The organism is Phytohabitans rumicis (assembly GCF_011764445.1).
Lineage (GTDB): Bacteria > Actinomycetota > Actinomycetes > Mycobacteriales > Micromonosporaceae > Phytohabitans > Phytohabitans rumicis.
In genome coordinates this window covers 1636199-1658492 of the sequence record NZ_BLPG01000001.1, presented here as the reverse complement: position 1 = coordinate 1658492, position 22294 = coordinate 1636199, and the positions used below count along the sequence as shown (strand labels likewise).

The window sequence follows — 22294 nt, the reverse complement described above, 5'->3', positions numbered from 1 at the left end:
GAGGGTTTCAGGAGGCCGGCACGAGGCCGGCGACCCGTAGCGGCCGCAGCTCCACGAAGTCGGCGGCGTCGGGCGCGCCCGCGACGGTCATGTCGAGCTCCTCGCGCAGTCTCGTCAACGCCTTGAGGCCGTCATCGGACGGCACCAAGCTGGTTGGCGCGGTCGCCAGTGCGGAGGCGACGGTGGAGGGCCCGAAACCCGCGGACCCGAGCTCGCGTGCGACCTCGTCCCTCGGCGCCTCGCGCAGCCAACGCCGTGCCGCGTCCAGCGCGTGCAGATAGGCCGCCACCTCGTCGAGGCGCGCCTCGAGCCTCGACCGGCTGGCCACCACGCCGAGGCCCGGATACGACGGCGTCAACTGATGGACACGAATGGCCACGGTCATCCCGCGCCCGCGACCGAGTTCGTCCAATGGCGGAGCAAGCAGCGAGGCGTCGACGGTCCCCTGGGTGAGCGCCTCGAACCGCTCGCGCACCCCGCCGACCTCGACCACCTCGTACTGCGCTGGCACGCGGCCCAGGCGGGACATCATCGCGTACGCCACGATCGCGAAACCGTTGGCAGGGGCGTCCACCGCCAGTCGGACGGGGTCGAGGTCGTCAAGCGAGGGCAAGCCCGGCCGGAGCATCAGCGCCAGATCTGTCGTCGTCTCGATCTGGGCCACCAGCGCGATGTCGGAACCGGCCGCGTTCCAGGCGAATAGGTTGTCGGTGGCCGTGATCGCCAGATCGACCCGGCCGTCGTCGAGATCCTGCTGCTGCGCGTGAGAGGAGGCGACGATCGCGGTGGTCACATCGATCCCGGCGGCCGTGAACAGGGCGCGGCGGCGGGCCACCTCCACGACTGCGGGGATAAGGAACACCGCCTGGCGCACGTTCAACACCGCACCTTCCTCGTGAAGCGGGCGGCGCCCCTACGAAGGCTCCGGGGATTGTGCAACGTCGCCGCTGGTCCTTATAGTAGAGCGGTCCAATACGATACGTCTAGTATAGGACCGGCTGAATCGGAGTTCAGGTGACCCGAAACTATGAAGTGGTTGTCATCGGGGGTGGGCCGGTCGGCACGGTGGCCCTGGCCCTGCTCGGCCACGCCGGCATCCACGCGGTCGGGATCGAGCGCGACGTGGACCTGTGGTCGCAGGCCCGTGCCGTACATTTCGACGGCGAAACCATGCGCGCCCTGCAGGGCATCGGCATCGGTGATCAGGTGCTCGCCCGGTGCCGGCCGATGACCAACGTGCGGATGGAGAACGAGGCCGGCGAGACGCTGATGGCACAGCCGACCGGTCAGCGCGGTCCGCAGGCATGGCATGACGACGTGATGTTCCACCAGCCGGAGGTGGACGCGCTGCTGCGCGCCGAGGTGGAGCGGCTGCCCGGCGTCGAGCTGCGACTGGGCACCACCCTGGTGGGGCTCGAGCAGGACGACCGGCGTGCGCACTGCCGTGTGCAGAACGCCGACGGCACCTCGGAGGTGCTCGCCGCGCGGTGGGTCATCGGATGCGACGGCGCGTGGTCGACGGTGCGTGGTCTGCTCGGTATCCCCTCGAGAGCCTGGGCACGGATGATCCGTGGCTGGTCGTCGACGGTTGTCTGCGCGACAGCCCCGGGATCCCCGGCGACATGGTCTTCCTCGGCCACTACACGCGCCCTGCCCTGTGGGTGAGGCTTACCGGTGACCGGGTTCGCATGGAGTTCAAGATCATGCCGGGCGACGACCGCAAGGAGATCGTGACGCCGGCGGCGATCGCACGGATCAGCCGCGGCGTGCTGACCCCGGAGAACTTCACCCCGGACCGGACGGCGGTCTACACCTTCCGCGCCCTCGTGGCCGAGCGATGGCGGGTCGGCAATGTCTTCCTCGCCGGGGACGCCAGCCACCAGGCGCCGCCGCTGTTCGGGCAGGGGCTGTGCGCCGGACTGCGAGACGTGGTCAATCTCGCCTGGAAGCTGCGGCTGGTAGCCACCGGCCGGGCGAGCGAGGACCTGCTCGACACCTACGAGAGCGAACGCCGCCCGCACGCCCGGTACTGGGTGGAGCGGGCGGCGACGATGGCCGGCCTCATACAGACCACCGACCCGGATACGGCCGCCGGCCGCGACGCCCACCTGCGCGCCAACCCGGCGGCCGCCGCGCCGCCGCCGGCACCCCCGCTCGGCCCTGGGCTGCACACTGGCGCCCGGGATGAGCGCGCAGGGCGCCTCTCGATACAACCCGTGCTCGCGGACGGGCAGCGCCTCGACGACCTGGTCGGCGTCCGCTTCCTGTTGGCGACCTCTCCGCAGCTGCTCGACGGGCTGGCACCCGACACGCGAGCCGCCGTCGAGGCCGACCCGGAGACCGTGGTCCTCACCGCGCCGAAACAGGTCGGCCAGCTGCTCGCCTCGGTCGAGGCCCCAGCCGTCGTGGTCCGTCCGGACCGTTACATCCTCGGCGTGGCGGACACGGCGGCCGACCTGGAGTCGCTGCTTCGGCTCCTGCCCATGACGTCGCCGCGAGGCGACGCGGCGGCCGTCCCCGTTCCACCGAGCCGGTAGTCCAAGGAGTTCCCGTGTCCGAACGTCCCATCACTCACCTGCGTCACGTCGACATCGCCGTCCCGGACTATGACAAGCAGGTCGCCTTCTACTCCCAGAAGTGGGGCCTGGCCGAGGTCGGCCGCGACAGTGGGGTGACGTACTTCGCCGCCGTCGGTTCCCCTGAGCAGTACATCGTGCGGGTCCGCCGCGCGCCGGAGAAGCGCCTGGACCTGGTCGCCTTCGGCGCAGCCGACCGGCAGGCGGTCGACGGCCTCGCCGCCCGCCTGGCGAGCGACGGTGTCCGGCTGGTCAATGAGCCCGGAAGCCTGCAGACTCCGGGCGGCGGCTACGGCTTCCGCTTCTTCGACGTCGAAGGACGCACCATCGAGGTCTCGACCGAGGTCGAGGACCGGGCACACCGCAGGGTCGAGGAGAGGGAGGATGTCCCCGTGCGCCTGTCGCACGTCGTCCTCAACTCGCCGGAACCGGAGAAGATGCTGGCCTGGTACGACAAGCACCTCAGCTTCCGGCTCTCCGACACCCTCGTTCACCCGCACCTCGGCGGGCTGATGTGGTTCATGCGGTGCAATCCGCAGCACCACAGCCTGGCCGTCGCCCGATGCCCGCACCCGGCTCTGCACCACATCTCGTTCGAGCTGCGTGGCATCGACGAGTACATGCGGGGCAGCGGACGCCTGATGCGGGACGGAATCCCGAAGATCTGGGGCCCGGGACGTCACCTCGCCGGCGACAACACGTTCACGTACTTCCACGACCCCAACGGCAACACGATGGAGTACACCACCGCACTCGAGGTCATCGACGAGGACACCTGGCACCCCAGTCTCCACGACACCAGCCGGCCCGAGGTCGCGGACCAATGGGGCACCGCCAACCCTATGAACGAGTTCGTCAGCAAGCAGATGTTCAACGACCCGGACAAGGGACTCTTCGCCGCTCCACCGGTCTAACCACGCGCGTCACGCCGGATTGCGACCGATGAAGAACTCGCGGAAAGGGTCCATGCTCGGCTCGAGCCGGGCGTCGACGAGGCACTTGCGCAGCGCGGCCATCTGGTTGTCCTGCAGGCGCATGGTTGGTTGACGGAGCGGGCCGCCGTTGTACCCCTGGAGCCAGCCCTGGAACTTCCATGCCTGGCGGTTGAGGACGGACCCGCCGTGCAGCCCCGGGAAGAGGGCGGCCTTGACCTTGCGGGCCGGGTGCAGCTGCCAGTAGATCTCGGTCGCGTCGTCGAACTTTCCGTCCCGGAGCAACCGCATGACGCGCGGGATCATCGGGCCGTAGAACTCGTGGTCGCTGGTAGCCGAGAGCTGGATGGGCATCACCTGCGACAACGGAATCAGGTCGCCCTCGATCGGCACCGAGATGACGACCTCGTTCCCGAAGAGCCGGTTGCATTCCACGGCGCTCTGGATATTGGGGTAGCCGCCTTCGGCCTTGATGACCGCGACGTTGGGTATGTCGTCGATCAGTCGACGGATCAGCCGGGTCGGGATGTCGGAGGGGTGGATGCGAGCACTGAAGTTCCAGATCGTCATCGGGAAGAGGATGATCCCGAGGCTCGTTGCGTCGCAGACGGCCTTCGTGTACCCGTAGACCTCCGGCTCGGACTCCGGGTAGAAGTTCGGCGGATAGGCGAGCAACACCAGGTCCGCCCCCGCCTCCTCGGCGCCACGGACCGCTTCGAGGTTCTGCTCCAGGTCGTTCCAGCTCGCGTGATGGACGACGTAGAAGTCCTCACCCGCCTCCTCCTTGCAGATCCGTAGGAACTCCAGGTACTCGGGCAGGCTGATGCTGACCTCCGACACGCCGAGGGTGCCGATGAAGCCGTGCTTTTTGGCGAGGCGGATGTCGTGGCGGATGGCCCTCTCGTTCATGCCCCGCAGGTCGTTGGTGAACGAGGGGATGGTGCAGTTAACGGCCCCGACGAGCTTCTCGCGCGCCCACTCACGGGCCTCGGCGCGGCTATACGCGGACATTCCAGTTCCTTTCGATGTCAGATGAGAGCGCCTTCCCAGGACAGGTACTTCATCTCCAGGTATTCGTCGATGCCGTAGACGGAGCCCTCGCGTCCGAGGCCGGACTGCTTGACGCCGCCGAAGGGGGCGACCTCGTTGGAGATCAGCCCGGAGTTGATGCCGACCATGCCGGCCTCGATCGCGGCGGCGACCCGCCAGATCCGCTGGGCGTCGCGGCTGAACAGGTACGCCGCGAGCCCGTACTCGGTGTCGTTGGCCATGCGGATCGCGTCTGCCTCGTCCTCGAAGCGGATGAGCGGGGCGATCGGCCCGAAAGTCTCCTCCCGGGTGATCAACATCTCGGGGGTGACGTCGGCGAGCACCGTGGGTTGGAAGAAGAGCCCGCCCCGCTCGTGGCGCGACCCGCCGCACAGAACACGCGCGCCGCGTTCGATGGCATCGGTGACGTGCCCTTCGGCCTTGGCGACGGCACTGCTGTCGATGAGCGGTCCCTGTGCCACGCCGGGGTCGAACCCGTCGCCGACAGACAACTCGCTGACGCGCTTGGCCAGCTCATCGGCGAAGCGGACGTAGATGCCGGTCTGGACGTACACCCGGTTGGCGGCGATGCACGACTGGCCGGTGTTGCGGTACTTGGCCGCGAGGACGCCGGAGACAGCCACGTCCAGGTCGGCATCGTCGAACACCAGGACGGGCGCGTTCCCCCGAGCTCCATGGAGACCTTCTTCACCGTCTGGGCCGATTGGGCGAGCAGGAGGCGGCCGACCTCGGTCGAGCCGGTGAAGCTCACCTTGCCTACGGCAGGGTTGCCCGTCAGCTCTGGGCCGATCTCGCGCGCATTGCCCAGGACCACGTTCAAGACGCCGGCTGGAACACCAGCGCGCGTGGCGAGCTCGGCAAGTGCGAGCGCGGTTAGCGGCGTCTGCTCGGCAGGCTTGACCACCATGGTGCAGCCGGCGGCCAGTGCTGGAGCGGCCTTGCGCGTGATCATGGCGGCGGGGAAGTTCCATGGTGTGATGGCGACACAGACGCCGACGGGCTCCTTGAGCACGAGGATGCGCCGGGACGGATCGGGTGCGGGGAAGATGTCGCCGCGCACGCGCTTGGCTTCCTCGGCGAACCACTCGATGAAAGAGGCCGCATAGGCCACCTCGCCGCGTGCTTCGGCGAGGGGCTTGCCCTCTTCGAGAGTGATCAGGCGGGCCAGATCCTCCGCGTGCTCGGCCACGAGGTCGAACCACCGGTGAAGGACCTGGGCTCGTTGCTTGCCGGACCGCGCGCGCCAGCCCGGCAGTGCCCGCCTGGCCGCGTCGATGGCTTCGACGACCTGGGCCCGGCTCAGTGCGGGTAGGTCGGCGATCTGCTCGCCGGTCGAGGGGTTGTGGACGCTGAAACGCCCCGATTCCCCGTGACCGACCCATGCGCCGTCGATGTACGCCGAGTCGCGCAGGAGCGACTTGTCATGAAGAGCACCCGCTGAGATGGTCGACGCGCTCATCGGGCCCTCACTTCCGGACCGGCTGGATGCGGATGGGCAGCGTCGCGCCGAGTCCGGATTCCCGAGCTCTACGCACGCACATCGCGGCAACGGCGAGGTCCTGGACCGCCGAGCCGACGGACTTGTATATGACGATCTGCTCCGTGTTCGTACGGCCGGGCGCGTGTCCGCCGACGAGGTCGGCCAAGGAGGCGATCCGGTTCGGGTCGACCCCTTCCTCTCGCGCCGCGATCAGGTCGCCGCTGTCGTTGAGCACCTCGTGGAGGACGTCGGCGATGATCACGTCGGCGCGGGCGATCACCTCGGGGTCGACCTCGCGCTGCTCCGTGACGGTCGAGCCGATCGAGACGACGGTCATGCCCGGCTCGAGCCACCGGCCGAGCAGGATCGGGGTCTCGTCGTAGGAACGTGCCGCGCAGATCACCAACGAGGTGCCCGCTACTGCTTTCGCGGGCGAGTTCGCCGGGATGATCGCCGTTTCCAGGTCGTCGAGGTCTCGGGCGAAGCGTTCCCGGCTCTCTGGTCGCGGGCTGAACACTTGCACCGAGTTCAGCTCACGTACCGCGGCGAGGGCCTGGACGTGCTTCTTGGCCTCGAAGCCTGAGCCGAGCATCGAGACCGTCAGCGGGCCGGGCGCCACCAGCATGTCGGCTGCCAGCGCCGACGTGGCGGCGGTGCGGTACCCCGTGATCGAGTTTCCGTCGAGGAGCGCCACGAGTTCAGCCGATGCCTGGTCGAACAGTGAGATCAGGTAAGTGAACTCGCGCACGCTCATCGCGCCGGCGATGGTCTTCGCCCCCATCAGCCCCCCGTCGCCCGGAACGCCGCTGAGCGTGCGCAGCCAGTTGCTGCCGCCCCGCGCGATGACCCGGGTGGGATAGCGGGCGTCATCGTCGGCCGCCGCGTAGGCGTTCCGCACCGCGTCGATGGCGAGTTTCCAGTCGAACACCGACTGGACGGTGGCGTCGTCGAGCAGGAGTGTCATGTCCGGGTCCTCCGAATCAGCCGCTGGCCCCCAACGCACCGCGTGCGCTGAACACCGAGCCCGTCGATCTCGCATTCCATGACGTCGCCCGGCTGCAGGTAGCGGCCCCAGTGCGAGCCGTTGCCGGGCGGAGAGCCGGTCAGGACCATGTCGCCAGGCTGCAGGATCGCGTGCCGGGAGATGTAGGAAATCAGCTGTGCCGGCCCAAAGATCATGTCCCCGCTGTTGCTCTTCTGCATGGTGGTGCCGTTGAGCCTGAGCGTGATGCCGAGGTTGAGCGGATCCGGGACGAAGCTCGCGGGCACCAGCCATGGCCCGGTGGGGAAGAACGTCGGAAAGTTCTTCGCGCGCATCCAGTCGGTGCCCATCATCGGAATGTCGTCCCGCGGCACGAGGCTGCGTGTGGTCAGGTCATTGCAAATCGTGTAGCCGGCCACGTAGTCCAGCGCTTCGGCCACCGGTACGTTGCTGGCTCGGCGCCCGATGACGACACCGAGCTCAACCTCCCAGTCGTGGTCGGTGCCGACGGCGGGCAGGACGACGTCGTCGTAGGCGCCGGTGACCGCGGATGGGACACCGCACCACACGTACGGCTCGCCGCGGGCCTGGCGTTCGTCGATGTCGCGGGCCGCCTGCTCGGCCAGCTCTTCCTCGGTGGCCCCGGGCGCGCCCAGCTTGTGCGCCACGGCCATCTGGACCACGTGCTCGCGGTAGTTGGCGCCGGCGGCGAAGATCTGGCCCGGAGGGGTCACCGGCGGCAGCACCCGGAGGTTGGCGAGCGGCTGCCCGGCGCTGCTTGGTGCGGCCGCGCTCGATTCAAGAGCCGGCAGCGTCGCCGCCCAGTTGTCGAGCAGGGCACGGCTGGTGGGGTGGGGCAGGACATCGCGGGTGTCGTGAACGGTATCGTCGATCACCAGTCCCGGGAATGGGCCGTGCCCGGCGTCAAACGTGCCGAGTTTGAACATCGCGTTGCTCCTCGATCTGGTTCATGCGCCGTCCTCGGGGTCCTTGGTCTCCGCGGGCACCGGTCCGAGGCGGGCGCTGCGGCCCCGGTACTCGGCGACCACACGATCGCCGCAGCGCACGGTCACGTCGATCAAACTCTGACGCTTGGTGGTGTGCCTGGTCTGCGCCTCCGCGGTCAAGGTCTCGCCCACGCGGGCCGGGCTGAAGTACACGATGGTCGCCGAGGCGGTCGCCGAGCCGGGAGCCTGGCTGTTGGCTGCACAGGCGAAGGCGGTGTCGGCCAGCGCGTAGATGAGTCCTCCGTGCGCGATGCCGTGGCCGTTGGCGGCGTTCGGGTGGACGGTCATGGTGGCGACGGCCGTGCCACCCTCGGCGGAGCGGACCTCGATGCCGAGGCCAGACAGGGTGCGGTCGGCCGCCAGCATCTGCTGAACGGGCCGGACGATGGAGCTCATGGCGTCACCGTGGGGTGGTGCCGCCGAGCCGAATCGCGGATCTCGGCGAGGACCGCGGCGTCGTCGACCAGGCCGGGGTCGACGACGGACTCGAGCGGCTGGCCCTGAATCAGTCGCTTCACAGGCACCTCGAGCTTCTTGCCTGTGCGGGTGTGCGGCACCCGGGACACCGGGATGATGGCGTCGGGCAGGTACCGAGGCGAAAGCCCCGACCGGATTGCTCTCTTGATGGCGTCGGTCGCCGCGACCGGGTCCACGCCGTCCCGCAAGTGCACGAACAGCGGCATGTAGTAGCCGTCGCCCTCCTCCACCCCAACGATCAAGGCCTCCTCGACCTCGGGTACGGCCTCGACGACCCGGTAGATGTCGGCAGGGCCGAGGCGGATCCCGTGGCGGTTCAACGTGGAGTCCGACCGGCCCAGGATCACCGAACTGAGGTCGCTGTCGAACTCGACGAGGTCGCCGTGCCGCCACACGCCCGGCCAGGTCGAGAAGTAGCTGTCGCGGTACCGGGAGCCGTCGGGGTCGTTCCAGAAGTACAGCGGCATCGAGGGCATCGGGGCGGTGACCACCAGTTCGCCGGGCTGGCCGATCACCGGCTGCCCGTTGAGGTCCCAGGCATCGGCCGCCACACCCAGGGCCGGCGGCTGCAGCCGGCCGATGCGCACGGGTTCGGTGGGGGCGCCGCCGAGGAAGATCGACGCGATGTCGGTCCCTCCGCTGACCGAGGCCAGCCACACGTCGCCGACGGCCTCGTAGATCCACCGGTACGCGTCGGGGGAGAGCGGGGATCCGGTCACCTGCACCTGGCGCAGCGCGGTGAGGTCGTGGTCCCGTCCGGGAGTCAGGCCGGCGCGCGTGCTGGCGTGGACGTACGCCGCTCCGAGGCCGAGCACCGTCACGCCTTCGTCCGCGGCGACCCGCCACACCCGGTCGAGGTCCGGGTGGGCCGGGTTGCCGTCCAGCAGGACGATGGTGCCGCCCCGCAGCAGGCCGGATACGAGCATGTTCCACACGACCCAGCTGGTGCTGCCGACGACGAACAGCTTCCGCCCGGGCCGCAGGTCGGAGTGGAGCGTGAGCGTCTTCAGGTGCTCGAGGACCACGCCGCCGTGGCCGTGGACGATCCCCTTCGGCACGCCCGTGGTTCCCGAGGAGTACAGCACCCACAGGGGTGGTCGAACGGCACCGCGTCGGCGGTCCAGGCCCGCTCCACCGCCACCACGTCGTCCCAGTCGTGGCTCCTGACCGCGCTCGCCGGCGTAAGCGCAGGGCGGTGGACCCAGACGATGTGGCGCAGGGTCGGCAGCTGGTCGAGTACCTCCCGCATGACGTCGCTGCGGTCGATCATCCGGCCGCTGTACCGGTAGCCGGGCGCGGCGAGGAGGACCACCGGCTCGAGCTGCTGGAGACGGGAGACGATCGCTCCCGCGCCGAACTCCGGCGCGACGATCGACCACACCGCGCCGACCGAAGCGGCGGCCAGGAGCCCGACGACGGCCTCGAACCGATTGGGCAGTACCGCGACGACCCGGTCGCCGTGCCGGACGCCGCTGTCGCGGAGGAAGCCGGCCAGCGCGCCAACCTGCCGTCGCAGCTCGACCCGGGTGAACGCGCGGCGTGCGCCGTCCTCGTCGATCGCGACGACGGCCTCGCCGTCGCCGGACAGGGCCGTGGCGGCGTAGTTGAGGGTCGTACCCGGAAACCAGCGGCCGCCGGGCATCGCGGTGGGCGCGACGGACTGATCGTTCGGGGTGTCGACGTCGATCCCGACATACGTCGCGAGCGCCCGCCAGAAGCGGTCCGGGTGCCGGGTCGACCAGCGCCACAGCTCGACGTAGCCGGCGACGTCGGCGTCGTCCGCCGTTCCGGTATCCCGCAGCCAGCGGGCGAACCGGATCAGCTCACTGCTCTGGACGCGCTCCTCGGTGGGCCGCCACAGCTCGTCTGTGCCGGTCGCGGTCATGCCGGCCATTGCGCGAATGTCTCTTCGTCCGCGGTTATGCCTGCCACCGGTAGGGCGCCGAGCAGCAGAAACGCGATGCGGCACGGCTTGCCGGACCGGTTGGACCAGGAGTGGGCGGTGCCCCGCTGGACGATGACGTCGCCCGCCCTGAGCAGGCACTCGCCCTCGTCGAGCAGCATCCAGATCTCACCCTCGAGGACGACCCCGAAGTCGATCGAGTCGGTCTTGTGAAACCAGAAGTGACGATCGCCGCTGTGCGTGGCGCCATCCCGGGCGTGCTCGCCGCCGATGTCGGAGAACAGCTGGTCCTTGCCGACCTCGCCGTAGGCGGTGTCGGGCGGGAAGTCTGCGACACGGAAGACCGTGCCGCCGAGCGGCGGATACATGGGGATCTCGACGTCCGCGCCGGCCGCGTCGGCGGCGCCGTCGTTGCGCACAGGGCCGGGTGCGGTGGTCCAGACCTGCACGGCGCCGAAGCCTGGCACGGTCGGGGACCGGAACACGTTGGGGGCCTCGCCGTCGCTGAGGATGACCGAGCGGCCCTGCTCGTCGATGCCGGTCACCACCCGCCGGACGCGCCCGGTGCGGACGTTCCCGTCACCGGCGCTCACGCCGCCGCCTCCGCTTTCCGCTCGTCGGTCGCGCCGAATGGATAGGGCTTTTCCTGCGGCCACCACCCGGCGCTCTCGCGACCGCCGATGCGGTTGCGGAGGACGCCGATCCCGTCCAGCTGCAGCTCAAGGACGTCGCCCGGGCTGAGCCTGCGGTCGATTTCCAGGCCCGAGCCGTTGCCGAGGGTGCCCAGGCCGATCAGGTCTCCGGGCTGCAGGTTGTCGCCGAGCGACACCCAGGCGATGAGCTCGGCCGGCGAGAAGATCCCGCCGTCCGCGGTGCATGACGACCACAGCTCCCCGTTGACCCGGATGGAACCGGACAGCTGCGCCAGCGGCGGCAGCTCGTCGCGGGTCACGATCCACGGCCCGATGCCGAAGGCGAAATCCTTGCACTTCTGTGGACCCATGCCCATGCCCATCTCCGCCGCCTGCAGGTCCCGTGCGGAGAAGTCGTTGAAGATGGTGAACCCGAACAGGCGGTCCTCGGCCTCTTCCGGGGTCAGGTTGCGGCCGGCTCCTCCGACGACCACTCCGATCTCGAGTTCGTAGTCGAGGAACTCCGTGTAGGAGGGGTACGGGACCTCGGCGTCGTGGCCGTACACAACCCCGTCGATCCCTTGAAGTAGGGCGGCGTCTTGAAGATCTGCGGGTTGGGCAGCCCCGCCCCGACCTTCTCGCTGAAGTGCTTCATGTGCACCGGGAAGGTCAGCCCGTCCCGGATCACCGGCGGGTCCACCGCTGCGACCCAGGTGACGTGCTCGATCGGCGTCGCCGCGTCGTCCGCCGCGCTCAGGGCCTGCTCGGCCGCCTCGCGTAGGGCCGGACCCGCGGCCAGTGCGGCGGCCATGCTCGCCGGGAACAGAGCCCGCGCCACCCGGGTCGCAGCCTCCGCCGTGGCACCCCGACGCTGGAGGGTGTGCGCATAGGCCCGTGCCAGGTCCACCACCCTGCCGTGCTCCGGCTGTGCCGCGACGATACGAACCTGGTTGCCGTCCGGTGTGGCGACCTGAATGCGTCCGAATTTCACGGGACCTCCAACCTATTCGATACGTCTCGTATAGTAGCGGCCGCCGGGGCCCCCGTCACCCCTTGCCCGGTGTGTGATTCGAGACGCATCGGCCAGGATGAGATCGCCGGTCCTGTACGGTTTAGCGATGGCCGTGCGGAGCGAGTCGAGTCGCGAGGCGATTCTGCGGGCGACCATCGACCTGCTCGGTGACCAACCGCCCGGCCCGGTGTCGCTGCAGAAGTTGTCCATCGAGGGGATCGCCCGGCAGGCCGGCGTCAGCAAGATGACGATCTACCGGTGGTGGCCGAGCAAGGCGGCTGTGGTCATCGACTCGTTCCTCGACAACCATGTGGCGCAGACGCCCGTCGAGGACACAGGTTCGCCGCTTGAGACGCTTCGCCAGCACATGGCGTCGCTGGCCAGCGTGTACGCCGGACCCGAAGGGCGGTTGGTCGCGCAGCTGATCGCCGAGTGCCAGTTCGATCCGGCGACGTTGCAGGAGTTCAAGCAGCGGTTCTGGCAGGGACGACGGGAAGCCGTCACACAGCTCATCGAACGCGCCATGCGCGAAGGGGACCTGCGCAGCGACGTCGAGCCCGACGAGGTCGCCGAGGCGCTGTACGCGCCAATCTATTTCCGTCTGCTGTTCCAGACCGGACCGCTCGACGCCGAGTCCACCGAACGACTCGTCGACGTCGCCTTGGCGGGCTTCGGCCCGAACGCGGCGCCTCGGGTCATCGGCAAGTCGAAGTCCGAGCGCCCGCAAGCTCGGCCCCGCTCCGCACGCAAAAGCGCATAGACGGCGTTACCCGGCCGATCCCTGACGCGGCGGCCCTTGCCGTCCCCTTTGGGTGGATCCAACCGGGTTCATTGCTGCCTGCGCTCAGATACTAGACGTATCGTATCGAGCGTGCTTTGCTGGAGCCGTTCAGCGACGCACGATCGCCCATCCCGAACGGAGCGCCCCATGTCGCCTTCCCTCTCCCGAGCACCGCGTCGGCTCGGACGTCTGCACCTGGCGGCACTCGCATCCGCGACGGCCGCACTCCTCCTCAGCGCGTGCTCCTCGGCCGACTCCGGCACGCCGTCGGCAGGCGGCTCGGAGGGAAGTCTGGCCGCGGCCGGAACCTGTGGCTCGGTCCCGACCGTGGCGCCCAAGGATCCGCAGAATCTCGTCGGCAAACTGCCGCAGAACGTCGCGGCCGCCTACAACGGCTACACGTCTGAGGTTCTCCCGTCGCATTGGACCAACTGGAAGCCGAGTCATCCAGGTCCGTACAAGGTGGGCATCGTCTGGGATCCGCCGGTCAACGCCTTCCAGACGGCTACCCTCGCGTCCTTGAAATCCACCCTTGAGAAGTCCGGCAACGTACAGATCGTTGCCAGCGTCGCACCTCAGTCGCAGGCCGACGTGCCGGGCCACCTGCAGCTGTTCAACCAGCTCGTCGCGAGCAAGCCGGACCTGATCATCGTCGAGCCGCTCGCCCCAGCGCCCTACGTCGGCGCGATCGATGCGGCGGGCAAGGCCGGAATCCCGGTCGTCGCTGCCTGGAGCCCGGTGCCCTCGGCGTACTCGGTCGGCGTCGGCATCAACAACTGGCTTCAGGCGGCCACGCTCGCATCGAAGGTCGCCGCGAAGATGGGTGGCAAGGGAACGGTGCTGATGGTCCACGGGATCCCGGGTGTCCAACAGGACTCAGACGCATTCGCCGGCTTCAAAGCCGCGCTCGCGCTGTGCCCGGACATCAAGATTGCCGGTGAAGTCACCGGCAACTACAACTCGGCCGCCACCAAGGCCGCCACGTTGCAGTTCCTCGCCACCCACCCCGGCCGTATCGACGGAGTCCTCCAGTCGGGTGTCATGACCACCGGCGTCATCCAGGCCTTCCAGCAACTCGGGCGCCCGGTGCCGGCGATCGCCGATGGCGGATCCACCGAGGGCAGCATCGCGTTCGCCTACCAGAACAAGGACACGTACACCCAGTTCGGCACCTCGACACCGGACGTCCACATCGGCCGCGTCTTCGCCGAAGTGGCCCTTCGGATACTCCGTGGCGATGGCCCGGTGCTCAACCAGATGATCACTCAGCCCAAGTACATCACCGCGGAGAACCTCGACACGGTCTACAAGCCCGGTTGGCAGCCCTCGAGCCCAGGTGACGCCGCCCTGCCGGACGACACGTTCATGACCGACCAGGAGCTCGCGGCCTTCTTCAGGGTGCAGGGATGATCGACCACACCGCCGCCGTGCGTGGCGGTGAACCCGAGGCGTCGACCGGGTCGCGGGTTGTCGCCACGGGCATCAGCAAGTCCTTCGGTGCGACGCAGGCACTCGTTCGGGCGGACCTCGAGGTTCGCCCGGGCGAGGTGCACACGGTCATGGGCGAGAACGGCAGCGGGAAGAGCACGCTGGTCAAGATCCTCTCCGGGGTGCATCGCCCGGACGCCGGCTCTCTGCTGATCGACGGTGTCACCGCCACCGGCCTGCGCACGCCTGCCCAGGCCCGGGTCCGGGGTATCTCGACGGTCTTCCAGGAGGTCCTCACCGTTCCCGGATCGTCCATTCTCGAAAACGTATGGCTCGGCGCACGCCGTTCCGGTGCAAGCGCCAGCGAGCGGAGACAACGCGCGAGCGACGTGCTAGAGCGGCTCCTCGGCGCCCCCGTAGACGTCGACCGACCGATCGGGAGTCTGTCCCTGTCCGGTCGGCAGGCCTGTTGCGTCGCTCGCTCGTTGGTGGCCGACCCGCAGGTCCTCATCCTGGACGAGTCCACGTCCGCACTCGACGTCGCGACCCGCGACCGTCTCTTCTCGGTCGTCCGGGAGTTGACGTCCCGCGGTGTCGGCGTTGTCTTCATCTCCCACCGGATGGACGAGGTGTTCGAGATCAGCACCGTCGTGACGGTGCTGCGCGCCGGCACGACGGTCGCCTCGCGACTCGACATCGGCAGCACCTCGGTGGCCCAGCTGGTACAGCTCATGGCCGAGGCGAGTGAGGGCGCCCGTGGGGGCACGGACGGACTACCGGCGGCCCTGTGCTGCAGGTGCGAGACGTTCGGCTGAAGAACGGTGCGCCGCCGGTTGACCTCGAGCTGCGCGCCGGCGAGCTGGTCGGCGTCGCGGGCCTGGAGGGCATGGGCAAGAGGGCTTCCTCAAGGCGTTACGCGGCCTCCGGCCGCCCGGCGGCGGCACGGTGACCCGGGTCGACGGCCCCAACGCTGTTGTCATCGACGATCCGGCGACGGCTCGAAGGCGCGGCATCGGCTACGTTCCGCGCGAGCGGCGCAGCGAGGGACTGTTCGAGCAGCTGTCGATCCGAGAGAACTACGGACTTCCCACGTTGCGCCGGGACACCGTCGCGGGCTTGATCCGGCCCGGGCGGACCGATCGCCGGCTCGCCCGCGACGCCGGCCCGCTGCGGTTGAAGATGCGCGATCCCGGCGACTCCATCACCACGCTGTCCGGGGGAATCAGCAGAAGGTCGTCATCGCCCGCACACTTGCCGATGGACCGTCGGTGCTCCTGCTCAACGACCCGACCCGTGGGATCGACGTGTCAGCCAAGCACGATCTCTACGACGTGCTGCAGGATCTGTGCGCCTCCGGGACCGTTGTCGTGATGCTCTCCACCGAGGTGGATGAACTGGTCGCTCTGATGGACAGGGTGCTCGTCTTCCGCGATCACGCTCTCGTGGCGGAAATCCCCGGGATCGGCTGACCCGTTCGGCGATCGTCAGCGCCTACTTCGGTTCCCCCGTAACCACCGAGGCGAACCAGACCTGAGAAGGAGGGCCGGATGTCGGTGAACACGCAGCCTCGGACGCGTGAGAGCGCCGTCGCGGCCAGGAGCGTGCTGGACGGCTTCCGACGTCGACCGTGGGCCTTCGCCCTGGTGCTGACTGTCGCTCTGCTCGCGGGCAACGTGGTGCTGCAACCGGCGTTCCTGGATCCATCGCATTGGCCGGTGCTTTTGGGGACCCTCGCGCCGTTGGTGTTGGTGGCGCTGGCGTCCACACCGCCCATCCTGGGTGGCGGCGGCGGAATCGACATCTCTGTCGGCCCGCTGGCGACGTTGGTCAACTGCGTGTTCGTCGTCCTGCTGATCCCGGCAGGCCTCGGTTCCGCTTTTGCGTCCATCCCGATCCTGCTCCTGATCGGGGTGGTCACCGGGCTGGTTAACGGCCTGCTTGTGGTGGTGGGCCGCCTGCAGCCGGTCATCGCCACCCTGACGACCTTCTTCGTCCTGAGCGGCATGTCGCTGAACCTGTCCGCGGTACCGACGGCGGCACCGCGGAATTGGACCACCGACCTGGCACGCAGCGTCGGCGGCGTTCCGGGCGGACTACTCACCATGGCCGCGGCGGCGGTGATCTGGCTGGCCCTGTCCCGGACGCCGTACGTACGGACGCTCCGCGCAGTGGGTGGCGACGAGGTAGCCGCCTTCTCGGCAGGCGTCAACGTCGCGGGGATACGCGTCGCCGCCTACGTCGTCGCAGGCGTCTTCGCCGCCATCGCGGGGATTGCACTCACGGCCGTAATCCAATCCTCGGAGTCGTCGCTTGCCACCACGTACTCACTGATCGCCCTCGCCGGCGTATCGCTCGGCGGCACCTCGTTTGCGGGTGGACGCGGCGGCCTGTTCGGCTCCTTCCTGGGCGCCTGCTCGATCTTCCTACTCCAGGAGATGCTGTCGGCGACTGGCGTCTCACCCAACTACGTGCAATTCGTGTACGGCCTACTCCTCGTCATCGGCGTGATTCTCGCAAGCCTGCTGGCCCGGACCCGATCGGAGGCTGCCCGGTGACCGATGCCTTGACTACCTCGCCGGCTCAGCCGAGGCAGTCGCCCGCCAAACCAGCGCAGACGGTGCGCGCCCGGGTGGCTGCCCTCCAGACGCGGCTGCCTGCGCTTCAGATCGCCGTCCTGATAGGCGTCTTCGGTTGGGGGGCCGTCGTCGTCGACGGCTTCGCGAGCGGTCCGGCCATCCGTGCGACCCTCGTCATCGCCTCACTATTGGCGCTCGCGTCGCTCGGGCAGACCTTGGTGGTGCTCATCGGTGGCTTGGACCTGGCCGTTCCCGGATACATCACGGTCGGCGCGGTCGCCGCGGCGGAGCTGGGTGGTTCGCGGAACTGGCCGCTGTGGGCGGTCGTGCTGTCAACCACGGTGGTCTGCGCCCTAGCGGGGGGCATCTGCGGAGCGATCTGTCACTACTTCGCGGTGCAGTCGCTGGTCGTGACCCTCGGCATGTACTCGATGCTGACCAGCGCGGTGCTCGTGCTGACCAAGTCGAACATCGTTGGTGCGCCGCCGGCGGTACTGACGCGGTGGACGTCGGTCCTCGGCACGACGTTCGGGTTGCCCGTGCCGCCCGTGGTGGTCCTTTGCGTCGTCGTGCTGGTCGTCGCGTCCCTCGTTCTGGCTCGCACCGCGCTCGGGAGGCGGCTGTACGCGACGGGTGCCAACCCACGTGCGGCGAGCGGGCTGCTCATCCGCATCGGGTGGGTGTGGACGGGGGTCTTCGCGGTGGCAGCGGTGACCGCCGGCCTGGCCGGCCTGCTCATCGCCGGCTTCTCCAGCGGGGCGACACCGTATTCTGGAGACCCGTACTTCTACTCGGGATTGGCAGCGGTCCTCGTCGGGGGCACCGCGTTGGGCAGTGCCCGTGGCGATTATCTCCGTACGGTGCTCGGCGCACTGATCCTGACCGAGCTCACCACGATCTTGAGTGGACTCGGCTTCCGCGAGGGCGACACGCGGATCCTTTTCGGAATCGCGATCGTGCTCGTGGTACTGGCCTACGGCCGTCAGCGGCGTCTGCGCGACCGCCTCTGACCTCTGGCCGTCACGCGCTTTTGCGTGCGGAGCGGGGCCGAGCTTGCGGGCGCTCGGACTTCGACTTGCCGATGACCCGAGGCGCCGCGTTCGGGCCGAAGCCCGCCAAGGCGACGTCGACGAGTCGTTCGGTGGACTCGGCGTCGAGCGGTCCGGTCTGGAACAGCAGACGGAAATAGATTGGCGCGTACAGCGCCTCGGCGACCTCGTCGGGCTCGACGTCGCTGCGCAGGTCCCCTTCGCGCATGGCGCGTTCGATGAGCTGTGTGACGGCTTCCCGTCGTCCCTGCCAGAACCGCTGCTTGAACTCCTGCAACGTCGCCGGATCGAACTGGCACTCGGCGATCAGCTGCGCGACCAACCGCCCTTCGGGTCCGGCGTACACGCGGGCGAGCGACGCCATGTGCTGGCGAAGCGCCTCCAAGGCCCGCCCGGTGGCCTTGACGGGCGTCTGCGCCACGTGGTTGTCGAGGAACGAGTCGATGACCACAGCCGCCTTGCTCGGCCACCACCGGTAGATCGTCATCTTGCTGACGCCGGCCTGCCGGGCGATGCGCTCGATGGACAGCTTCTGCAGTGAGACTGGGCCGGGCGGTTGGTCGCCGAGCAGGTCGATGGTCGCCTGCAGAATCGCCTGGCGGCTGGACTCACTACGCACGGCCATGCGTGCACCGTAGCCCATCGTGGCCCGAGCGTCTCGAATCATTCCCGGGGTACGCAGGCAGGGCAGCAGGATGACCAGATCGCCGCCGGCCACGCCGATCAGCACCACGAGTGCTAGACCCCGCCGTAGCCGTGCGCTCACCGCAGTTGACCGGCGATTCGGCGCAGCCCGGCGCGGATCCGCGGCTCGCCGAGTTCAGGTAGCAGCGCGGCCATGTGTTCGGCGGCCAGGGCGGCCAGGAGAACGTGTGCGGCATGATCCGGGTCGGGTACGCCGGCCAGCAGGATCGCCAGGTGCCGGTGCCAGAATCGGTAGGCCCCGATCCGGTAGCGGGCGCCGGGTGCGGCGGTCTCCGACATCCGTACCAGGTCCAGGTGCTCCAGTAGGTAGTCCAAATAGGCGTCGAGGAATGCGGTGAGCCGTTGGGCCGGGGGCGCCCCGGGGCCGAGTGGCGGCGGTCCGTGCAGGATGGCCTCCTGCAGCACCCGCTCGCGCGTGTCGAGCAGCGCAGCGGCTAACCCGGCCTTGTCTCCGAAGCGGCGGAACAACGTGCCCTTGCCTACCCCGGCAGTGGCCGCGATCTCGTCCATGGAGACCGTGGCCACACCGTGCTCGGCGAAGAGCCGGGCGGCCGCGTCGAGTACGGCCGCCCGGTTGCGCGCGGCGTCCGCTCGTTCCTTGGGCGGCGGGCTACGGAGCAGTTCCAGAGGCATTGCAGAACCGGACCGTGGTCCGCTACTGTCTCCAGGCATAACCGGACTATAGTCCGATCCCCTTGGAGGTAGCGACATGACCGCACTGATCACCCGAGACGAACTGAAGGCGGCGATCGGCGCCGGGACCGTCACCGTTGTCGACGCGCTGGGCGGCGAGTACCACGCCAAGCAGCACCTGCCCGGCGCCATCGCCCTGCCCCCTGCCGAGGTGGACGCGCAAGCCTCGGCCCTGCTGCCGGACCGCGACGCCGCGATCGTCACGTACTGCTCCAACCCGGCCTGCCCTAACAGCGGACAGGTCGCCGACCGGCTCACCGCCCTTGGCTACACCAACGTCCGCAAGTATCGCGAGGGCATCGAGGACTGGACTGCCGCCGGCCTGCCCACCGAATCCCTCTGAGGCCAGCCAGAGCCGTTGACCGCTGGCGGCGGCTGAGCAGCAATGCCAGCCGCCGCTGGTCGTCCTCGCCGGCGCCCGGACACCCACCTCACGCCCTTAGCGGCGGGTGCTGCCGCCGTCCGCGACGATGATCTGGCCCGTGATGAACGCGGCGTCGTCGGAGGCGAGGAACGCCACGACGCCCGAGACATCGGCCGGCATCTGCACGCGCTTGATGTTCTGGATCCGCACGGTCTGGTCGAAGAACGCCTCGCTCGTGTTCGCCGCGGCAGCGGCCGTACGGACCAGGCTCGCGGCGACGCCGTTGACGGTGATGTTGTGAGCGGCGAGGTTGGCGGCCAGGACGGAGGTGAATCCGTTCAGCGCGCCCTTGGCCGAGACATAGGAGACGAATGGAGGCGGCGGCGTCCAGTAGCTCGACGAGGTGATGTTGACGATCCGTCCTGACCCGGACTCCTTCAGGTCTGGCAGGAACGCCTTGGAGGCCAGAAAGGCGCCGTCCACGTTGACGGCGAAGGTGCGACGCCAGTCGTCGAGTGTCACGTGGTCGATATCAGCCAGCAGCACGACGGCCGCGTTGTTCACCAGGATATCGGCGGCCCCGAGCTCACTTCGGACCCGCGCGGCAAAGCGGTGGATCGCGTCCTGGTCCGAGATGTCGACCTTGTCGCTGAAGAATCGCCGGCCGGTCTCCGCAACGAGTTCCCGCGTCTCGTCGGCCGGATTGACGTCCGCGACCGCGATGTCCGCTCCCTCCGACGCGAGCCTACGGGCGATCTCCTGCCCGATACCGGCACCGCCCCCGGTCACGACCGCAGTCTTGCCGGCCAATCTTCCAGCCATGACTCTCCCTGGTTGACGCTCGAACGGCCCAGGTCAGGCCGTCACCCATCGGATTTTGCGCGTCGAGCCCGTGGTTGACCGGCGGCCTGTTCGTTCAACGAACAGAGTGCGAGGCTACGTCGTGCGCTCGACGATGCGGCGGTGGACCTCGGCGAAGGCTTCGTCCAGGACGTCGAGTTGCTGTGGGGTGAGGGCGTCGATCAGCAGTTCGCGGACCAGGGCGACGTGACCCGGCGCCGCCCTGCGCACGAGCTCCATGCCGAGTTCGGTGATGGTGGCGATCACCCCGCGGTCGTCGGTGGTGCAGGCTTCGCGAGCGACCAGGCCGTCTTTCTCCAGTTGTGCGACCTGGTAGGTCAGGCCGCTCTTGGTGACCGCTAGCGCCTCGGCGAGCGCCAGCATGCGCATCGACCCGTCGGGTGCGTCGGCGAGGCGGGTCAAGATTCCGTACTGCGCGTGAGACAGCCCGGCGTCGGCGCGCAGCTGCTGGTCGAGCACCCGGTTGAGCAGCGCGCTCGCGGTGACGAAGGTAATCCACGCCTGCTGCTCGTGCTGGTCCAGCCACTTGACCTTGCTCACAGGCTCACCGTACCACGTGTTGTTCAAACTCGAACCACGTGCTAGCGTCCGCGAGTAGTTCCAGTTTGAACAACATGTAGGGGAGAGGAGTTGCTGATGGCAACCATGAGCAGGCGCGGGGTGCTCGGCACGGGCGCGCTGGCCGGGGCGGCGGCGCTGGCCACATCGGTCGCGGGCCGGGCCGACGCGGCGACTGGGGGCGCGCGCGTCTCGGAGGAGACCAAGTCGCTGGAGGAGTTGTACGCAGCCGCGCGGCGCGAAGACGGCGAGCTGGTCATCTATGCCGGTGGGGACACCCCGACCAGCAGGACGGCACCAAACAGGCGTTCCTGGCCCAGTTCCCGGACATCAAGCTGACGCTGGTCGTGGACTACAGCAAGTACCACGACGTTCGCGTCGACAACCAGCTCGCCACCGGCACTCTGGTGCCGGACGTGGTGCAGTTGCAGACGCTGCAGGACTTCACCCGCTGGAAGAGCCTGGGGGTGCTGCGCCCGTACAAGCCGGCCGGGTTCGCCAAGCTGTACCCGGCCTTCAGGGACCCGGACGGCGCCTGGATCGCCACGTCGGTCGTCGCATTCAGCTACATGTACGACGACAGCCTCGGCGCCGGGGGACCCGCCTCACCGCGTGACCTGGTCGACCCGCGTTGGAAGGGCGCGATCGCGTCGTCCTACCCGCACGACGACGACGCCGTGCTGTACCTGTACAAGCTGTACACGCAGGCGTACGGCTGGGAGTGGGTGCGCCGGCTCGCCGCGCAGAACGTACAGTTCGGCCGGGGCACCCCGACCCCGGTCGTCGCGGTCGCCAGCAAACAGAAGTTGATCGGTATCGGCGGCTTTGGCTCGCTGACCGGACCCCTGGTACCCGGCGTGCGCTGGGTCGCACCGGACCGCCACCCGTTCATGGCCTGGGGACATCGTGCGGCGATCCTCGCCGGCGCCAAGCACCCCGCCGCCGCCAAGCTCTACCTCAACTGGCAGCTGTCCACGCCCGTACAACAGGCCGCTTTCGACGGCTGGTCCGTCCGCACCGACGTCACCCCCGCCGGCGGCCTCAAGCCGATCTGGCAATACCCCAACGCCCACCTCGACGGCTTCCCCGCTTCATGGCCGACCGCGCCGAAGTCGAACGTTGGAAGCAGACCTTCGCCCTTTACTTCGGCGAAGTCCAGGGGGCACCCACACCCGGCTGGCTCGGACTACACCCCGGCAGCTGAGCCCGGGTCTTGGACCTGAACCCA

Annotated in this window: 27 protein-coding genes and 1 pseudogene; 13 read left to right on the top strand and 15 right to left on the bottom strand. The window is 68.8% G+C overall.

Going from position 1 to position 22294, the window contains the following annotated elements:
- Positions 1-7 precede the first annotated feature (7 nt).
- Positions 8-874, bottom strand: coding sequence for an ABC transporter substrate-binding protein (locus Prum_RS06800; protein ID WP_173074874.1), 867 nt, complete (start codon positions 872-874; stop codon positions 8-10).
- Positions 875-1014: 140 nt separating this feature from the next.
- On the opposite strand from Prum_RS06800, the gene Prum_RS53645 reads away from it, so the two are divergent.
- From Prum_RS53645 to Prum_RS06785, 3 genes are read left to right on the top strand one after another with little or no spacing between them, the layout of a single operon-like run.
- The gene (locus Prum_RS53645; protein WP_173074872.1) at positions 1015-1665 is read left to right on the top strand and encodes an FAD-dependent monooxygenase; all 651 of its coding nucleotides are present in this window, start codon (positions 1015-1017) and stop codon (positions 1663-1665) included.
- A 23-nt stretch (positions 1666-1688) separates the two neighbouring features.
- Positions 1689-2537 (top strand): FAD-dependent monooxygenase, encoded by an 849-nt coding sequence (locus Prum_RS53640; protein ID WP_173074870.1) that lies wholly within the window; start codon positions 1689-1691, stop codon positions 2535-2537.
- 14 nt (positions 2538-2551) lie between these two features.
- A complete protein-coding gene (locus Prum_RS06785; protein ID WP_173074868.1) occupies positions 2552-3490 on the top strand; it encodes a VOC family protein in 939 nt (312 codons plus the stop codon).
- A 9-nt stretch (positions 3491-3499) separates the two neighbouring features.
- Here the strand turns inward: Prum_RS06785 and Prum_RS06780 are convergent, their stop codons facing one another.
- The 10 genes and pseudogenes from Prum_RS06780 to Prum_RS49300 form a co-directional block, all read right to left on the bottom strand.
- Positions 3500-4519, bottom strand: a complete 1020-nt coding sequence (locus Prum_RS06780; protein ID WP_173074866.1) for a dihydrodipicolinate synthase family protein — start codon at positions 4517-4519, stop codon at positions 3500-3502.
- 17 nt (positions 4520-4536) lie between these two features.
- Positions 4537-6017: pseudogene (locus Prum_RS06775) on the bottom strand (NAD-dependent succinate-semialdehyde dehydrogenase).
- Between the two features lie 7 nt (positions 6018-6024).
- Positions 6025-7002 carry an ornithine cyclodeaminase family protein gene (locus Prum_RS06770; RefSeq protein ID WP_173074864.1) on the bottom strand — a complete coding sequence of 326 codons (978 nt, stop codon included), beginning with the start codon at positions 7000-7002 and terminating at the stop codon, positions 6025-6027.
- Entirely contained in the window at positions 6999-7967 is a 969-nt protein-coding gene (locus Prum_RS06765; RefSeq protein WP_173074862.1) for a fumarylacetoacetate hydrolase family protein, read from the bottom strand. Before Prum_RS06765 ends, Prum_RS06770 begins: the two co-directional genes overlap by 4 nt.
- Before the next feature lie 21 nt (positions 7968-7988).
- Entirely contained in the window at positions 7989-8423 is a 435-nt protein-coding gene (locus tag Prum_RS06760; protein ID WP_173074860.1) for a hotdog fold thioesterase, read from the bottom strand.
- Positions 8420-9562: an AMP-binding protein gene (locus Prum_RS53635; protein WP_218577118.1), complete on the bottom strand. Its 1143-nt coding sequence runs from the start codon at positions 9560-9562 to the stop codon at positions 8420-8422. Before Prum_RS53635 ends, Prum_RS06760 begins: the two co-directional genes overlap by 4 nt.
- Entirely contained in the window at positions 9511-10398 is an 888-nt protein-coding gene (locus tag Prum_RS53630; protein ID WP_218577114.1) for an AMP-binding protein, read from the bottom strand. Before Prum_RS53630 ends, Prum_RS53635 begins: the two co-directional genes overlap by 52 nt.
- The gene (locus Prum_RS06750; protein ID WP_173074858.1) at positions 10386-11000 is read right to left on the bottom strand and encodes a cupin domain-containing protein; all 615 of its coding nucleotides are present in this window, start codon (positions 10998-11000) and stop codon (positions 10386-10388) included. Before Prum_RS06750 ends, Prum_RS53630 begins: the two co-directional genes overlap by 13 nt.
- Complete coding sequence (locus Prum_RS49305; RefSeq protein ID WP_218577113.1) at positions 10997-11605, bottom strand: fumarylacetoacetate hydrolase family protein; 609 nt, start codon at positions 11603-11605, stop codon at positions 10997-10999. Before Prum_RS49305 ends, Prum_RS06750 begins: the two co-directional genes overlap by 4 nt.
- On the bottom strand, positions 11503-12030 hold the full coding sequence (locus Prum_RS49300; protein ID WP_218577112.1) for a hypothetical protein: 528 nt from the start codon (positions 12028-12030) through the stop codon (positions 11503-11505). The genes Prum_RS49305 and Prum_RS49300 overlap by 103 nt, the downstream gene beginning before the upstream one ends.
- Positions 12031-12157: 127 nt before the next feature.
- On the opposite strand from Prum_RS49300, the gene Prum_RS06740 reads away from it, so the two are divergent.
- From Prum_RS06740 to Prum_RS06710, 7 genes are all read left to right on the top strand, one after another.
- Positions 12158-12811, top strand: a complete 654-nt coding sequence (locus Prum_RS06740; protein WP_173074856.1) for a TetR/AcrR family transcriptional regulator — start codon at positions 12158-12160, stop codon at positions 12809-12811.
- A 168-nt stretch (positions 12812-12979) separates the two neighbouring features.
- Positions 12980-14242 carry a substrate-binding domain-containing protein gene (locus tag Prum_RS06735; RefSeq protein ID WP_173074854.1) on the top strand — a complete coding sequence of 421 codons (1263 nt, stop codon included), beginning with the start codon at positions 12980-12982 and terminating at the stop codon, positions 14240-14242.
- Positions 14239-15075 (top strand): ATP-binding cassette domain-containing protein, encoded by an 837-nt coding sequence (locus Prum_RS06730; protein ID WP_173074852.1) that lies wholly within the window; start codon positions 14239-14241, stop codon positions 15073-15075. Before Prum_RS06735 ends, Prum_RS06730 begins: the two co-directional genes overlap by 4 nt.
- Positions 15057-15209, top strand: a complete 153-nt coding sequence (locus Prum_RS06725) for a hypothetical protein (RefSeq protein ID WP_173074850.1) — start codon at positions 15057-15059, stop codon at positions 15207-15209. Before Prum_RS06730 ends, Prum_RS06725 begins: the two co-directional genes overlap by 19 nt.
- 319 nt (positions 15210-15528) lie before the next feature.
- Entirely contained in the window at positions 15529-15729 is a 201-nt protein-coding gene (locus Prum_RS06720; RefSeq protein ID WP_173074848.1) for a hypothetical protein, read from the top strand.
- 78 nt (positions 15730-15807) lie between these two features.
- Positions 15808-16815, top strand: coding sequence for an ABC transporter permease (locus Prum_RS06715; protein WP_173074846.1), 1008 nt, complete (start codon positions 15808-15810; stop codon positions 16813-16815).
- 74 nt (positions 16816-16889) lie between these two features.
- Positions 16890-17846 carry an ABC transporter permease gene (locus tag Prum_RS06710; protein WP_173074844.1) on the top strand — a complete coding sequence of 319 codons (957 nt, stop codon included), beginning with the start codon at positions 16890-16892 and terminating at the stop codon, positions 17844-17846.
- A gap of 10 nt (positions 17847-17856) precedes the next feature.
- On the opposite strand, the gene Prum_RS06705 is transcribed toward Prum_RS06710, so the two are convergent.
- Both Prum_RS06705 and Prum_RS06700 read right to left on the bottom strand, forming a co-directional pair.
- The gene (locus Prum_RS06705) at positions 17857-18618 is read right to left on the bottom strand and encodes a TetR/AcrR family transcriptional regulator (protein ID WP_173074842.1); all 762 of its coding nucleotides are present in this window, start codon (positions 18616-18618) and stop codon (positions 17857-17859) included.
- Positions 18619-18647: 29 nt separating this feature from the next.
- Entirely contained in the window at positions 18648-19223 is a 576-nt protein-coding gene (locus tag Prum_RS06700) for a TetR/AcrR family transcriptional regulator (protein WP_246277678.1), read from the bottom strand.
- Positions 19224-19299: 76 nt separating this feature from the next.
- On the opposite strand from Prum_RS06700, the gene Prum_RS06695 reads away from it, so the two are divergent.
- A complete protein-coding gene (locus tag Prum_RS06695) occupies positions 19300-19626 on the top strand; it encodes a rhodanese-like domain-containing protein (RefSeq protein WP_173074660.1) in 327 nt (108 codons plus the stop codon).
- 96 nt (positions 19627-19722) lie between these two features.
- On the opposite strand, the gene Prum_RS06690 is transcribed toward Prum_RS06695, so the two are convergent.
- Positions 19723-20469, bottom strand: coding sequence for an SDR family NAD(P)-dependent oxidoreductase (locus tag Prum_RS06690; protein ID WP_173074840.1), 747 nt, complete (start codon positions 20467-20469; stop codon positions 19723-19725).
- 114 nt (positions 20470-20583) lie between these two features.
- Positions 20584-21048 carry a MarR family winged helix-turn-helix transcriptional regulator gene (locus Prum_RS06685; protein ID WP_173074838.1) on the bottom strand — a complete coding sequence of 155 codons (465 nt, stop codon included), beginning with the start codon at positions 21046-21048 and terminating at the stop codon, positions 20584-20586.
- Between the two features lie 96 nt (positions 21049-21144).
- On the opposite strand from Prum_RS06685, the gene Prum_RS51050 reads away from it, so the two are divergent.
- Complete coding sequence (locus tag Prum_RS51050) at positions 21145-21405, top strand: hypothetical protein (RefSeq protein WP_246277700.1); 261 nt, start codon at positions 21145-21147, stop codon at positions 21403-21405.
- Between the two features lie 8 nt (positions 21406-21413).
- The gene (locus Prum_RS06680; RefSeq protein WP_308785340.1) at positions 21414-22289 is read left to right on the top strand and encodes an ABC transporter substrate-binding protein; all 876 of its coding nucleotides are present in this window, start codon (positions 21414-21416) and stop codon (positions 22287-22289) included.
- Positions 22290-22294: the final 5 nt, after the last annotated feature.